The organism is Flavobacterium sp. (assembly GCF_043780635.1).
In the GTDB taxonomy this organism is placed as follows: domain Bacteria; phylum Bacteroidota; class Bacteroidia; order Flavobacteriales; family Flavobacteriaceae; genus Flavobacterium.
In genome coordinates, this window is sequence record NZ_JAYWCK010000186.1 from 1 (window position 1) to 13,470 (window position 13,470).

General features: G+C 35.0%; 14 protein-coding genes. 8 read left to right on the top strand and 6 right to left on the bottom strand.

The features are described 5' to 3' along the window. From ACH2BV_RS16220 to ACH2BV_RS16235, 4 genes are all read right to left on the bottom strand, one after another. The coding region (locus ACH2BV_RS16220) for a LysM peptidoglycan-binding domain-containing protein (RefSeq protein ID WP_395051820.1) at window positions 1-220 on the bottom strand (220 nt) is incomplete at its 3' end. A gap of 130 nt (window positions 221-350) precedes the next feature. Then, a complete protein-coding gene (gene guaA, locus ACH2BV_RS16225) occupies window positions 351-1,880 on the bottom strand; it encodes a glutamine-hydrolyzing GMP synthase (RefSeq protein WP_395051821.1) in 1,530 nt (509 codons plus the stop codon). 57 nt (window positions 1,881-1,937) lie between these two features. Beyond that, on the bottom strand, window positions 1,938-2,624 hold the full coding sequence (locus tag ACH2BV_RS16230; protein ID WP_395051822.1) for a hypothetical protein: 687 nt from the start codon (window positions 2,622-2,624) through the stop codon (window positions 1,938-1,940). Between the two features lie 354 nt (window positions 2,625-2,978). After that, complete coding sequence (locus ACH2BV_RS16235; protein WP_395051823.1) at window positions 2,979-3,575, bottom strand: hypothetical protein; 597 nt, start codon at window positions 3,573-3,575, stop codon at window positions 2,979-2,981. 229 nt (window positions 3,576-3,804) lie between these two features. Between ACH2BV_RS16235 and ACH2BV_RS16240 the strand changes: the two genes are divergently transcribed. The 6 genes from ACH2BV_RS16240 (at window position 3,805) to ACH2BV_RS16265 (ending at window position 10,038) form a co-directional block, all read left to right on the top strand. Next, the gene (locus ACH2BV_RS16240; RefSeq protein WP_395051824.1) at window positions 3,805-4,191 is read left to right on the top strand and encodes a RidA family protein; all 387 of its coding nucleotides are present in this window, start codon (window positions 3,805-3,807) and stop codon (window positions 4,189-4,191) included. 137 nt (window positions 4,192-4,328) lie between these two features. Beyond that, window positions 4,329-5,576, top strand: coding sequence for a voltage-gated chloride channel family protein (locus ACH2BV_RS16245; RefSeq protein ID WP_395051825.1), 1,248 nt, complete (start codon window positions 4,329-4,331; stop codon window positions 5,574-5,576). 232 nt (window positions 5,577-5,808) lie between these two features. Beyond that, complete coding sequence (locus tag ACH2BV_RS16250; RefSeq protein ID WP_395051826.1) at window positions 5,809-6,813, top strand: bifunctional oligoribonuclease/PAP phosphatase NrnA; 1,005 nt, start codon at window positions 5,809-5,811, stop codon at window positions 6,811-6,813. Between the two features lie 6 nt (window positions 6,814-6,819). Further along, a complete protein-coding gene (gene gldI, locus ACH2BV_RS16255; RefSeq protein ID WP_395051827.1) occupies window positions 6,820-7,488 on the top strand; it encodes a gliding motility-associated peptidyl-prolyl isomerase GldI in 669 nt (222 codons plus the stop codon). Between the two features lie 8 nt (window positions 7,489-7,496). Then, the gene (locus ACH2BV_RS16260; protein ID WP_395051828.1) at window positions 7,497-8,609 is read left to right on the top strand and encodes a peptidylprolyl isomerase; all 1,113 of its coding nucleotides are present in this window, start codon (window positions 7,497-7,499) and stop codon (window positions 8,607-8,609) included. Window positions 8,610-8,820: 211 nt separating this feature from the next. After that, window positions 8,821-10,038, top strand: coding sequence for a peptidylprolyl isomerase (locus ACH2BV_RS16265; RefSeq protein ID WP_395051829.1), 1,218 nt, complete (start codon window positions 8,821-8,823; stop codon window positions 10,036-10,038). A 354-nt stretch (window positions 10,039-10,392) separates the two neighbouring features. Here the strand turns inward: ACH2BV_RS16265 and ACH2BV_RS16270 are convergent, their stop codons facing one another. Both ACH2BV_RS16270 and ACH2BV_RS16275 read right to left on the bottom strand, forming a co-directional pair. Next, complete coding sequence (locus tag ACH2BV_RS16270; protein ID WP_395051830.1) at window positions 10,393-10,833, bottom strand: hypothetical protein; 441 nt, start codon at window positions 10,831-10,833, stop codon at window positions 10,393-10,395. A gap of 127 nt (window positions 10,834-10,960) precedes the next feature. Next, window positions 10,961-11,344, bottom strand: coding sequence for a hypothetical protein (locus tag ACH2BV_RS16275; protein WP_395051831.1), 384 nt, complete (start codon window positions 11,342-11,344; stop codon window positions 10,961-10,963). Between the two features lie 300 nt (window positions 11,345-11,644). Between ACH2BV_RS16275 and xerA the strand changes: the two genes are divergently transcribed. Together xerA and ACH2BV_RS16285 are read left to right on the top strand one after the other, a co-directional pair. Then, window positions 11,645-12,688 carry a site-specific tyrosine recombinase/integron integrase gene (gene xerA / locus ACH2BV_RS16280; protein WP_395051832.1) on the top strand — a complete coding sequence of 348 codons (1,044 nt, stop codon included), beginning with the start codon at window positions 11,645-11,647 and terminating at the stop codon, window positions 12,686-12,688. A 344-nt stretch (window positions 12,689-13,032) separates the two neighbouring features. Beyond that, the coding region (locus ACH2BV_RS16285) for a phage integrase SAM-like domain-containing protein (RefSeq protein WP_395051833.1) at window positions 13,033-13,470 on the top strand (438 nt) is incomplete at its 3' end.

Consider the following 13,470-nt stretch of genomic DNA (forward strand, 5'->3'; position numbering starts at 1 on the left):
TTGTTCCTTTTTTAGGAATAAGCAAAATACTATTGGGCTTCAAGCCACTCTGTGCATCTGGATTTAATTTATAAATTTCAAGGGGAGTGGTGTTGTATTTCTGAGCGATTTGGGCAATAGTTTCCCCTTTTTCAACTTTATGAGTTGTATTTTTTTCCTGTGAATAAACACTGTAAGTTAGCATCAAACTCGTCAAACAAATTGTAAAAAAATACTTCATCCTTTTATTTATAAAATTATTAATAATTGATAAAGTAAACTTATCAAATTTATTCCAATTACTATGATTATAAACGAAGAGAACAATACTAAAATTGCCTCTTTAGATATAATTAACAAAAGTCAAATGTTTATTCCCACTCGATAGTTGCCGGCGGTTTAGAGCTGATGTCATACACCACACGGTTAACTCCTTTTACTTTATTGATAATGTCATTAGACACTTTCATCAAGAAATCATAAGGCAAATGTACCCAATCAGCGGTCATTCCGTCTGTAGATTCTACCGCACGAAGCGCTACCACTTTTTCGTAAGTACGCTCATCGCCCATTACTCCAACGCTGTTGACGGGAAGCAAAATCGCTCCGGCTTGCCAAACTTTATCATACAGCCCCCAAGATTTTAATCCGTCGATAAAAACTTTATCCACGTCCTGTAAAATTTGGATTTTTTCAGGTGTTATGGCTCCCAAAATTCGAATCGATAATCCTGGCCCCGGAAATGGATGTCTTCCCAATAATTCCGGATCAATTCCCAAGGTTGCTCCCACTCTACGTACTTCATCTTTGAAAAGCATTCGCAAAGGTTCCACAATTTTTAATTTCATATAATCAGGCAAACCGCCTACATTATGGTGCGATTTTATCGTTGCCGATGGTCCTTTTACCGAAACGGATTCAATCACATCGGGATAAATAGTTCCTTGCGCCAGCCATTTCACGTCTTCAATTCGGTGGGATTCGGCATCAAAAACTTCGATAAAAGCGTTGCCAATGGCTTTTCTTTTTAACTCTGGATCTTCAATTCCGGCCAGCGCATCGTAAAAACGTTGGGAAGCATCAACTCCTTTCACGTTCAATCCCATTCCTTCGTATTGATCCAAAACACTTTGGAATTCATTCTTACGAAGCAAACCATTATTTACAAAAATGCAATACAGATTTTTCCCTATGGCTTGATGCAATAAAACGGCAGCAACAGTCGAATCAACGCCACCCGAAAGTCCAAGAACTACTTTATCGTCTTTTACTTTTTCTTTTAATTCCGCCACCATTTCTTCGACAAAAGCATTTGGCGTGAAATTTTGGGGAACGTGAGCAATTTTTACCAAGAAATTTTCTAACATTTTGGATCCGTCCGTAGAGTGAAAAACTTCAGGATGGTATTGAATGGCATAAGTAGTTTCACCTTCAATTTTGTATGCAGCGTATTCTACATCGTGCGTGCTTGCCAGCTTTATTCCTCCGGTTGGTAAGGCTTTGATGCTATCGCTATGACTCATCCAAACTTGGCTGTTCTCCGAAACACCTTCGAAGAAAACTTCATCTTCTTTTATATAAGATAAATTTGCTCTGCCATATTCTCTGGTGTTTGAAGCTGCGACTTCGCCTCCACTGAAATGGGCTAAATATTGTGCTCCATAACAAACGGCAAGCATTGATAATTTTCCTCTAATTTGAGATAAATCTGGATGTGGAGCATCTTCTCCGCGAACAGAAAATGGGCTTCCGCCAAGGATTACCGCTTTATAAGATGACAAATCATCAGGGAAATGATTATAAGGAAAAATTTCGCAGAAAATATTTAATTCGCGAACTCTTCGGGCAATAAGTTGTGTGTATTGCGATCCGAAATCTAAAATAAGTACGTTGTGTTGCATTTTGCAAAAATACTTTATATAATTGGGATTGAAAAATTGAATTTTAGAAAAATTGTATTATTTCTCTTTGGTGATAATGATAGTCGCTTTAAATCCAGTACCAAGATTCCATTGGCTTGCGGAAATTAAATTTCCTTTATCGTCATATACTCGAAATTCTGCTGTATTTGGTCCTAAACGCCCTTGGTTTAGTGCCTCGAAATCAATTTTGTTAATACCATCTAGCAATGTTATCTCGAAGCCTTGAAAATTGCTGTCCAGCGTAATTCCTGTGGCAATTGCATTATCGTTTAGTAATACTCTTATCTCGTCTCCATCAACTTCTCCATAATCACGGTAACTTACTCTTGCCGTGAGTGATTTAGTCTTGAAATCTCCTAAATTCTGATTTCTTCGATAAACGATTTGATCTTCATTATCTGCTTTTTTATTCAATCTATTTGCAACTAAATCACCAGGATTAACAAATTTATTGTTTGGAGTCATAGAAAAACCACTTCTAACACCCATTTGAAATGAATTATCAGTTTTGGGTTTAGTATTGAGAATATTGGTATCTTTAAATACGTTTGGAGTTACAATCTTGGGTATATCCAAAGGCGGTGGCGGTGGTAAAGTTTCTTTTTTGGGTTTCTCTTTTGTGTTTAGCGGTGGAATTGCTTTGAATTTAGTATTGAATTCACTCTGCCCAAAGCTTTTTGAAGCAAAACCAATTATAAAAATTAAAAGTAAAAACTGTTTCATAAGTGTTGAATACTGATAAATCAATATTAAAAAAGTCCAAAAGTAATAGAAATCTATAATCAAAAATCACAAAAATAACATAAAATAATTTCGACTTTTTATTGAATATAAAAAAACTTCTTTTTAGCTATTAATAAATTTACTTGAAAAAATCAATGTAATTGTTTCCGTCAGTTCGATTGATTTTTAAAGCTTTACAAATATCGATGACATAAAAAAATGTAGTACTTTAAAAATTGTATCGAGAACCCTATTTTTAAATGCTTCTCGATACAATTTTAAATAGTAAAGCTGTCACATTACCATTTAAAATCACTCGAAGTGACGAACTGATTTATTAAAAGCAAAATAAAATTATTCCTTATTCAATATAATTGTGGCTTTATAGCCGGTGCCAACATTCCATTGGTTGGCCAAAATAGCGATTCCCTTATCATCATAAACCTGAAATTCCGCAGTATTTGGCGAAGCAAAACCTTCGTTTAATGCTTCAAAATCAATCTTGTTTATACCATCAACTAATTTTATTTTGAATCCTTTCAATGATCCATCCAAAACAACTTCTGGTTCAATTATTTTATCGTTTAGATAGACTCTTATCTTGTCGCCATCTACAAAAGCAGCATCCCGATACCGAATTGTAGATGTAAATGATTTGGTTTTGAAACTTCCTAAATATTGGTTTCTTCTATAAAAAATGCCTTTTGTATTTGACTCTTTTTTGTAAATATTACTATTCAGAAAAATATCTTCAGGGTTTACAAAATCGTTTACAGGTGCTTTTACGACTTCTGGCGGTGTGATTTTAGGTGAAATTTCCTTGGGAGGAATTACTTTCTTTATTTTCGAATTCTTGGCAGGAATTGGCTTAAATTTGGTCTTAAATTCATCTTGGCTATATCCATTTAAATACAAGCTTATTACTATAACAAGAAACAATAATTTTTTCATGACATATACAATTAGTTGATAGGGAAATCTATCCTTTATAACACTCAATTATAGAATTTATTACAAATCCGTAAATTATGTAACTCTAAGAAAACTTCGTTTAATTGAACTTCTAAATTAAAATCAGGGTTTTTTATTTCTCTATTTTTTTATAAATTGCAAAAATTAAACCAAAATTGGATTTATACTTCAAAACATTAAAAATCAACACAACAACAAAAAAAACAAAATGAAAAGAGAAAATATCTTGACGGGATCACCTTGGGAAGACAAAATGGGTTATTGCCGAGCGGTTCGCATTGGAAACGTCATTGAAGTATCAGGAACGGTTGCCATTGTAGATGGTGAAAGAGTAAAAGCCAACGATGCTTATGCGCAAACATTAAATGTGCTGGAAAGAATAGAAAAAGTACTTGAAGACCTTAATGTCGGGATGAAAGACGTGATTCGAACTAGAATATTCACAACTGACATTAACAGTTTTGAGGATGTTGCCCGAGCACACTCCACCTTTTTTAAAGATATAAAACCCGCAACAGGTTTTTATGAAGTGAGTAAGTTAGTTGCTCCGGAATACTTGGTAGAAATAGAATTTACGGCAATCGCTGCTGAGTAGTTAAATTATTAATAAGCTTTTAATTTGTCATTTCGACGAAGGAGACTCGAGCAATCGCGAACAGGCGAAGCAAATCTCATAACGAGAGCAACTAATGCGATTTCTCCCTTTGGTCGAAATGACAAAAAAGAACAAAAATGAATCTAAAAAACACCTTTCTTCTCACCTTCAAATGGATTCTCATTTGTGTTTTGATAGGCGTTTTTTCGGGTTCAGCTTCTGCATTTTTTTTAGTGTCTTTAGAATGGGTTACACAATTTAGAGAACACAATAAGTGGATTATCTGGCTTTTGCCAATGGGCGGTCTTGCCATCGGATTACTTTATCATTATTATGGAAAAGATGTCGTGAAAGGCAATAATTTATTGCTGGAAGAATACGAAAATCCACAGAAAACCATTCCTTTAAAGATGGCGCCATTGGTTCTTATTGGCACTTTAATCACGCATCTTTTTGGAGGTTCTGCTGGTCGAGAAGGAACAGCTGTACAAATGGGCGGTGCAATCGCAGACCAATTCAAAAAACTGTTCAAACTCAATAATTCAGAAAGAAAAACTTTGGTGATTTTGGGAATCAGCGCTGGGTTTGCTTCTGTTTTTGGAACACCTTTGGCCGGAGCATTGTTTGCTCTGGAGGTCTTATACTTTAGTAAAATTAATTTAAGAAGTATTATTCTTTCCTTTATCGTGGCTTATGTTGCTTATTTCACGGTTGAATTTTGGCAAGTAAAACACACACAGTATCACATTTCAATTGTACCCGAAATGACTATAATTAATCTTATGTGGATTATTATTGTTGGCCTTTCATTTGGCTTAACATCAATGTTGTTTTCCAGAACTACTCATTTTTGGGGACGATTATTTTCGAAAACCATAAAATATGCTCCGCTTCGTCCGTTTCTGGGCGGAATTATTTTGGCTGTCGCCATTTACTTTATTGGAACTACAAAATACATTGGTTTGGGAATCCCGACCATTGTCGAATCGTTCTCCACTCCAAATGCTTCTTATGATTTTCTTCTTAAAATACTTTTTACAGGATTTACACTTGGTGCAGGATTTAAAGGTGGCGAAGTAACACCGCTGTTCTTCATTGGCGCAACATTAGGAAGTGCTTTATCCATTTATGTTCCCTTGCCAATTGCACTTTTGGCCGGTCTGGGATTTGTAGCCGTATTTTCGGGAGCAACCCACACTCCTATTGCCTGCACGGTTATGGGAATGGAACTTTTTGGGATAGAAAGCGGCGTATTTATTGGAATCGCCTGCGTAGTTGCTTATTTTTCTTCGGGCTCCATTGGAATTTATCATTCGCAAATTGTAAAAGGAGCAAAACACCATTTGTATCAGCGAATTAAAAGACAAAATCTGGAAGATTTCTAGTATTGAAGTGCTTTAAACTTTTTTCAATTGGCTGCAAAATGGTTCTTTTGCCCCATATTTTATCTTTTTCTTACTCCGTAGCTCTGCTATGCAGTTCATAAAAGCTTAAATCTGGAACAAAAGTCCCGATTTTTCGCTTCAATCAAAAAAGGTTAAATCACTTCATTGTAAAAGTTTGTTAAAAATAGATTTGAATTGAAGATTACATTAAAAAAATGTAAATTCGCAGACTATGAAAGAACAAGACATTCAAGCGATTCAGTTGTTATTATCAACTCCAAAAAAAATTGCCATTATTCCGCATCGAAGTCCAGACGGCGATGCTATGGGCTCCACCCTTGGATTGTATCATTTTTTGATAAAAAACGGGCATCAAGCTGTTGTTGTTTCTCCTAATGAATTTCCTGATTTTTTGGCTTGGATTCCGGGTTCTGAAACCGTTAAAATATTCGAAAAAGACAAAAAAAACTGCACTAAAATATTAGAAGAAGCTGAACTTGTTTTCACGCTTGACTTTAATGCTTTGCATCGTGTAGGCGAAATGGAAAATGTGCTGAATAAGCTTAAAGCCCCATTTATAATGATTGATCATCATCAATCACCACACGATTATGCTAGTTATACTTATTCAGATGTTGCTTTTGGTTCCACTTGTGAAATGTTGTATAATTTCATTTCCTTTCTCGGAAAAAAATCAGACATTGACAAAACCATTGGAACTTGTATTTACACTGGAATTTTGACTGATTCAGGTTCATTTCGATTCCCAAAAACAACGGGAACAACACATAGAATTATTGCTGATTTGATAGATTTAGGTGTTGAAAATACGGAAATTCCAACGCTGCTTTTTGACAATAGTTCTTATGGAAGATTACAACTTCTGGGAAGAGCACTTCAAAATATGAAAGTCTTGGCTGACCATAAAACGGCTTATATCACGCTTACGCAAGAAGAATTAGACACTTTTGAACATATAAAAGGAGATACTGAAGGCATTGTAAATTATGGATTAACTATAAAAGGGATAGTTTTTACAGCCATTTTTATCGAAAATGCAGAAGAGAAAATCATCAAAATTTCATTCCGTTCTCAAGGAGATTTTGATGTCAATCAATTTGCACGTGATCATTTTAATGGCGGCGGTCATCGCAATGCTGCCGGAGGAAAATCGGAAGTATCGATGGAAGAAACCGTAAATAAATTCGAAGATTTGGTATCCAAATTAAAAATATAAAGTACTATGAAATATTGCAAACTTATTCTTTTTGTATTCTTGATAACTATTTTGGTGTCCAGTTGCAAACAACATCAGGAAGCCAGAAGACCCATTTCTCAAAAATCGGGAAGTTTCATGAAAAAGTCGGTGGAGAGAAACAAGAAGTTAATTGCTGGCGAAGAAGGGCAAATTGATTCCTTAATTAAAAGCAATCCTAAAGTAAAATATTTTGCATCTACAAAAGGATATTGGTATACTTATGTAATTCAAAACACCTTGGATACTATAACTCCAAAAAAAGGAGATGTTGCCTTTTTTGATTATGAGATAAAAGATTTAAAAGGAAATGTCATCTATTCTGAACTCGAATTAAGACCTCAAACTTATGCTGTTGACAAGCAAAATATAATGACGGGATTGAGAGAAGGAATAAAATTGATGCATAAAAACGAGAAAGTGATTTTTCTATTTCCTTCCCATATTGCTTTTGGTTATCACGGTGACGACAAAAAAATTGGCACTAATCAGCCGTTGATTTGTACTGTGACACTTCATAATTTCCTATCAGAAGCAGCCTTTAAAAAAGAAATTCAACTCAGAGCTACAACTCCTGAAAAACAGGATACGAGCAATATTGAACCCGTTAAGCAAACTAAAGCAGTAAATAAATTAAAAGACACAGTAACAAATTAAATTTAGAAATGAAAAAAAGTATTCTATTAGCATTCGTACTAATTGCCTCATTATATTCCTGTAAGGAAGAAAAGAACAATCTTCCTGATGGTTTATATGCCCAAATTGAAACCAACAAAGGAACTATAATTGTCCAACTGGATTATGAAAAAGCACCAATTACTGTTGCAAACTTTGTGACTTTGGCCGAAGGGAAAAATGAATTTATCACCAATGAAAATCTTAAAAAGAAACCCTTTTATGATGGATTAAAATTTCACAGAGTCATTAAGGACTTTATGATTCAAACTGGAGATCCTTTAGGAACGGGTTCTGGAGATGCAGGCTATAAATTCAAGGATGAAATTTCAGACTTGAAATTTGACAAAGGCGGTGTTTTGGCAATGGCAAATAACGGTCCGACAACTAACAGCAGTCAATTTTTTATTACCCATTTAGAAACACCTTGGCTTGAAGGAAAACACACTATTTTTGGTCATGTTGTTGAAAAAGGAATGGATGTGGTAAACAAAATTGAGCAAGGAGATTACATGGTTAAGGTGACCATTATTAGAAATGGTGAAGCCGCTAAAAAGTTTGATGCTGTAAAAACATTTCGTGATTATTTTTCTGTAGAAGCCGAAAATCAAAAGAATAAATTGGCTATTGATGCCGCTGCAAATGCAAAATACAAAGCAGTTTTTGACCAAAAAGCAGCTTATTTTACCACTTTGAAAACCAAATCAATAAAAACTCCAACGGGATTACAATATGTAATCACTAAGAAAGCTGGAGGAAAAAAACCTGCAAATGGAGCTAATGTTTACATTCATTATGCCGGTTTCCTGGAAAATGGAAGTTTATTTGATTCTAGTATTGAAGATGTTTGTAAAACTTTTGGTAAATATGACACTAACAGAGCAGCTCAAAACGGATACCAACCCATTCCTTTTCAGGCGGGGCGAAAAGACGGAATGATTCCTGGTTTTATCGAAGGATTAGAAAAATTATCTTTTGGTGACAAAGCCGTAATCTATATTCCTTCAAAATTGGGCTATGGAGAAGCAGGTGCTGGTGGCGTGATTCCGCCAAATGCCAATATTATTTTTGAAATTGAATTGTTAGAAAAATTGCCTCAATAATTGATTAATCATTATACAATCCGTTACTTGCACCAATTTTGAAAATGGTACACGGATGACACGGATTTAAACCGATAAAAACGGATTTTTATTTGAAAATCAGCGAAAATCCGTCTAATCTGTTTTATCTGCGTGCCATTATTAAATTTTCAGTCCGCTAAGCGGACAGTCGTTAAACATTAAATAAAGTCAGACCTTAAAATTATTAAAAATGAAATCTAAAATCCTATTATTATTGTTTTTAGGAATGTTAAACATTCAGGCTCAAACTGCCAAAAAACCAGTTGCAACAACAAAGAAAACAACCACAACAACAAAAACAACTCCCAAAACCGCAGCGGTTATCGAAGGAATTTTTGCTACAATTGCCACTAATAAAGGAAATATTGTAGTGCAATTAGAATACCAAAAAACACCGGTAACCGTAGCTAATTTCATTGCTTTGGCCGAAGGAACAAACACTTTTGTAACCGATGCAAAACTAAAAGCAAAACCTTTTTATGATGGTTTGAAATTTCACAGAGTTATCAAAGATTTCATGATTCAGGGTGGTGATCCTTTAGGAAATGGTTCTGGCAATCCAGGTTATGCTTTCAAAGATGAAATCACGGATTTAAAATTTGATAAAGGCGGGGTTTTGGCAATGGCAAATTCTGGCCCTGCAACTAACGGAAGCCAGTTCTTCATTACGCACAAAGATACGCCTTGGTTAAACGGAAAACATACTATTTTTGGCCACGTTACACAAGGAATGGATATTGTAAACTTGATAGCACAAGACGATGTAATATTGAAAGTGACGATTGCTAGAAAAGGAACTTTGGCAAAAGCATTTGATGCTCCAAAAGTATTCTCGGATTATTATTCCAATAAAGCTGAGGATGCTAAAAAGCAAGCATTGATTGATGCCGAAAATCAGAAAAAACAAGCAGCGATTGAAGCTGAAGCCAAAAAAGTTTATCTTGAAAAATATGGTACCGTAATCGCAGCAAAAGCGGCTTATATTGCCGAAACTAAAGCAACTGGAACTACTACTCCTTCAGGATTAATCTACAAAATTACACAAAAAGGAACTGGCGTAAAACCAGCTGACGGAACTACTTTCAATTTCAATTATGCAGGATATTTTGAAGACGGAACATTGTTTGACAGCAGTTACGAGGATGTTTGTAAAGCTTATGGAAAATATGATGCTAACAGAGCAGCTCAAAACGGATACCGTTCTTTCCCTTTTGAAGCAGGAAAAAAAGACGGAATGATTCCTGGATTTCTGGAAGGATTGAGCCTGATGTCCTATGGAGATAAAGCCATAATCTTCATTCCATCAAATCTTGCCTATGGCGAAAGAGGTGCTGGTGGGGTGATCCCGCCAAATGCAAATCTTGTATTTGAGATGGAAATGATCGAAAATAAAGTGGAACCAAAATAATAGCCCGTGTCATTTCGACCAACGGGAGACTCGAACGTAGTGAACAGGTGAAACAAATCACATAACGAGAGCAACTGATGTGATTTGTTTCACCTGTTCACTACGTTCGAGTCTCCTGCGTCGAAATGATAAAAAAAACACTATTTTATTTTAGTTTCCTAAATTAGATAGGTATAGAAAACCCGAACAGACTTCAAAATCTTTCGGGTTTTTTTATGAATCCTATAAGGGATATAAGGACATTTAAGTTTAGCTTCTGCTAAAGAATATATACCAATGATGACCAATAAATAAAATCCGTGTTTTTGCGAAGTAAATCCGTTTCATCTGCGGCCCATTGAACACAAAACGAACTTACTTCTTTCCAAATTTCCAATCAAATTCGTCCTTAGCATTGATGATAGCACCAATTTCAAATTTCACCACTTCGTCAAATTCGGTTTGCAGGATAAACCAATTGTCCTCGTTAAAATAGTTTTCGAAAGTGTCAAAATCTTCCTGAGTAAACTTGGTAATTCCTTTGGCAGCCAATTCTTTTTTGACTTCGCTGATTTGTTTTCCAATGACTTTATTGCCAAATAACTCCAGGTCTGGACTCGAAGCTACGATATAACCCAGTTTGAATTCTTCTTCCTGATAGAAAGTCAAACGCATTTTTAGGGCATTATAGGCAAAAATTACGTTGTCGTCTTCGTCCTTGTAATTACGGTTTGGTTTTCCGTATATAGCAATAACATCATTTTGTTTCATACCGAAAAGGAGCTTGTCGATTCCGTTTTTTGGATTTATTTTCATATCATTATATTTAGGAGCAAAGTTCGCAAAGTTATTTGCAAAGGTCGCTGTTTTTTTTAGTTTAAAACTATTTACCTTACTTTAGAATACCAGTGAAGTCAAAATTTTTATGGAAAAATCCTCCCATTTAACGTATCCTTTTATAAGTCAATTGCTTTACGGTTTGTTTCAAATTACGTGAAGGTTTGTAAATAATTTTGGCACCTTTAATACTTGATTTTCCTAAATCGTCAGGCGAATCAGCAGGCAAACCCTGCAAGGTAATTTGAAAAGTTCCTAGATTGTCTATCTTCACAATGCGGCCGGCAGACAAGGATTCACCGATGGCTTTGGTCAAGGCAATAATAACTCCATAGCAATCAGCCCTACTGATCGTAGATTGCGAAACCACGATATCGGCAAGGCGGTCTAAATCATCTTCGCCGTTATGTACAGCGCAAGGATAGTATTTGATTACGGGCGGTGATGCCAAATTGTTTTTCTTGGGCACCATTTTAAAAGATACAGGCATAAAAATAAATTCATCAGGTTTATAAAATAACTTCGGAAGTACAAAGTTATCAAATTTTCAGCAGAACAATTTCAATTCCTGTACATCTTTTATATAAAAGATGTACAGGAATCAAACAAAAGTTATATAGCAATTAGATAAAAGATGTACATCTTTTAATAATACCATAAGTATGCTAGTAAAAAAAAGACAGACTAGACTAAAAAAAGAAGCTTACGAAACAATTATAGCATTATCTACAAGACTGATTTTTAAAATTAACACAATTTTTCGTTACTTTAGTACATTAAAATACTAATTATGAATTGGAGCGCTAAAATCATCACGCATAAAAAAGTAAAAAGGATTGCAGTCTATTTTGAAAAGAATGCCGAATTCATCGCTAGAATCAAAGAAATTGGTGGCGCTAGATGGAGTCAATCTTTAATAGCTTGGCATCTTCCGGACACGGAGGAAAACAGAGTGCGATTCAACTTAACACCACACTCCCACTCGTTGCCTTCGGTAGAAGGAATAGCACAAATCGAAAAGTTCAAACAATGGCTACGATCCAAACGCTACAGCGAAAGCACGATTGCTACTTATAGCGAAGCCCTGAAATCATTTTTGGTCTTTTATCGTGACAAAGCCGTTGCCGATATAAACAATGAGGATGTGATTATTTACAACAACGAACATATTTTGAAAAATAATCTATCAGCTTCTTTTCAAAACCAAACCGTCAACGCTATTAAATTATTCTTTCAAACCATTCGAGACACCAAAATGATGGTAGATAAAATACACCGTCCCAAACGTGCCAAAGTTTTACCAAACGTTTTGAGCAAAGAAGAAATTAAATTGATTTTGAATGCCCACAGCAACATCAAACACAAAGCGATGCTATCGATGATTTATAGTTGTGGATTACGTCGTAGTGAGTTATTGCATCTTAAGTTTTCGGATATCGACTCCAATAGAAATATAGTTTTGCTCAAAAATGCCAAAGGCAAAAAAGACCGAATTGCGCCATTATCGCCAAAAATTCTGCAAATGCTACGAGAATATTATAAAGACTATAAACCAGCAGTGTGGCTATTTGAAGGACAAATTAAAGGCGAACAATATTCAGAACAAAGTTTACAAAGTGTTTTAAAACAAGCATTGCAAAAAGCAGGAATAAAAAAACCTGTAACACTTCATTGGTTGCGACACAGTTACGCCACACATTTGCTTGAAAGTGGCACCGATTTACGGTATATTCAAGAATTATTGGGTCATAGTAGCAGTAAAACTACTGAAATTTATACCCACGTAAGTACGAAAAGTTTGCAACAAATAAAAAGTCCTTTTGATGATTTGTAAAGAATTATTTATATATTTGATATGAAAAATAAAGTATGACGCACGTCATACATATCTACCCAAATTTGGGTGGCTTTGTATGGTTTTGTCATACATATATACTAGTTATCTACAACTTTTCATTCAACCCTCCCATTTGCGCTTAAAGTGTTGTATTCATTGACTTTATAAAAATGAACAATGCAAATTTAAGCAACAAAAAGCAACGAAATACTTGTTTTGTTGTACCCAATGTTGTACCTTCGTATCACGATGCACCCGATTGAAAACCCTTTATTTACAATACTTTCACTCGTTTGCATTAATTTACAAAAGTAGTATAACAATCCTAAATTCCTAATCTTATGGCATCAGTAAAACTAATTTTAAGAACACATCAGGTAGACCAAACCGGACACAGCCCTTTGTATATCCGAATTATAAAAGATAGAAAAACGAAATTTATCACTGCTGGAGTGAAGCTAAAAGAGAACGAGTGGGATGAAGCAAAGCAGAAAGTTAAAAAGAACCATTCCAATAGTGCCAGAATGAATGCTGCATTATCTCAAAAGATTGCAGATGCTGAAGGTCAGGTTGCAGATATGGAACGTAAAATCAAAACCGTATCGGTTAAAAAACTCAAAGAAGCCATAAAGGGAAAAGAAGTGCCAAACTTTTTTGAATATGCCAGAAAGAGATTAGAAAAAATCAAAAGTACCGTTTCTTATTCCACTTACAGAGCATACACCTCTCAGGTTGATAAATTTGAAAAATATATGGGAACAAAGGATGTGTATTTTGAT

Excerpts from the sequence above, each read along its gene's own strand:
- guaA (WP_395051821.1), bottom strand. The coding sequence starts at position 1,880 with ATGCAACACAACGTACTTATTTTAGATTTCGGATCGCAATACACACAA.
- ACH2BV_RS16230 (WP_395051822.1), bottom strand. The coding sequence starts at position 2,624 with ATGAAACAGTTTTTACTTTTAATTTTTATAATTGGTTTTGCTTCAAAA.
- ACH2BV_RS16235 (WP_395051823.1), bottom strand. The coding sequence starts at position 3,575 with ATGAAAAAATTATTGTTTCTTGTTATAGTAATAAGCTTGTATTTAAAT.
- ACH2BV_RS16240 (WP_395051824.1), top strand. The coding sequence starts at position 3,805 with ATGAAAAGAGAAAATATCTTGACGGGATCACCTTGGGAAGACAAAATG.
- ACH2BV_RS16245 (WP_395051825.1), top strand. The coding sequence starts at position 4,329 with ATGAATCTAAAAAACACCTTTCTTCTCACCTTCAAATGGATTCTCATT.
- ACH2BV_RS16250 (WP_395051826.1), top strand. The coding sequence starts at position 5,809 with ATGAAAGAACAAGACATTCAAGCGATTCAGTTGTTATTATCAACTCCA.
- gldI (WP_395051827.1), top strand. The coding sequence starts at position 6,820 with ATGAAATATTGCAAACTTATTCTTTTTGTATTCTTGATAACTATTTTG.
- ACH2BV_RS16260 (WP_395051828.1), top strand. The coding sequence starts at position 7,497 with ATGAAAAAAAGTATTCTATTAGCATTCGTACTAATTGCCTCATTATAT.
- ACH2BV_RS16265 (WP_395051829.1), top strand. The coding sequence starts at position 8,821 with ATGAAATCTAAAATCCTATTATTATTGTTTTTAGGAATGTTAAACATT.
- ACH2BV_RS16270 (WP_395051830.1), bottom strand. The coding sequence starts at position 10,833 with ATGAAAATAAATCCAAAAAACGGAATCGACAAGCTCCTTTTCGGTATG.
- ACH2BV_RS16275 (WP_395051831.1), bottom strand. The coding sequence starts at position 11,344 with ATGCCTGTATCTTTTAAAATGGTGCCCAAGAAAAACAATTTGGCATCA.
- xerA (WP_395051832.1), top strand. The coding sequence starts at position 11,645 with ATGAATTGGAGCGCTAAAATCATCACGCATAAAAAAGTAAAAAGGATT.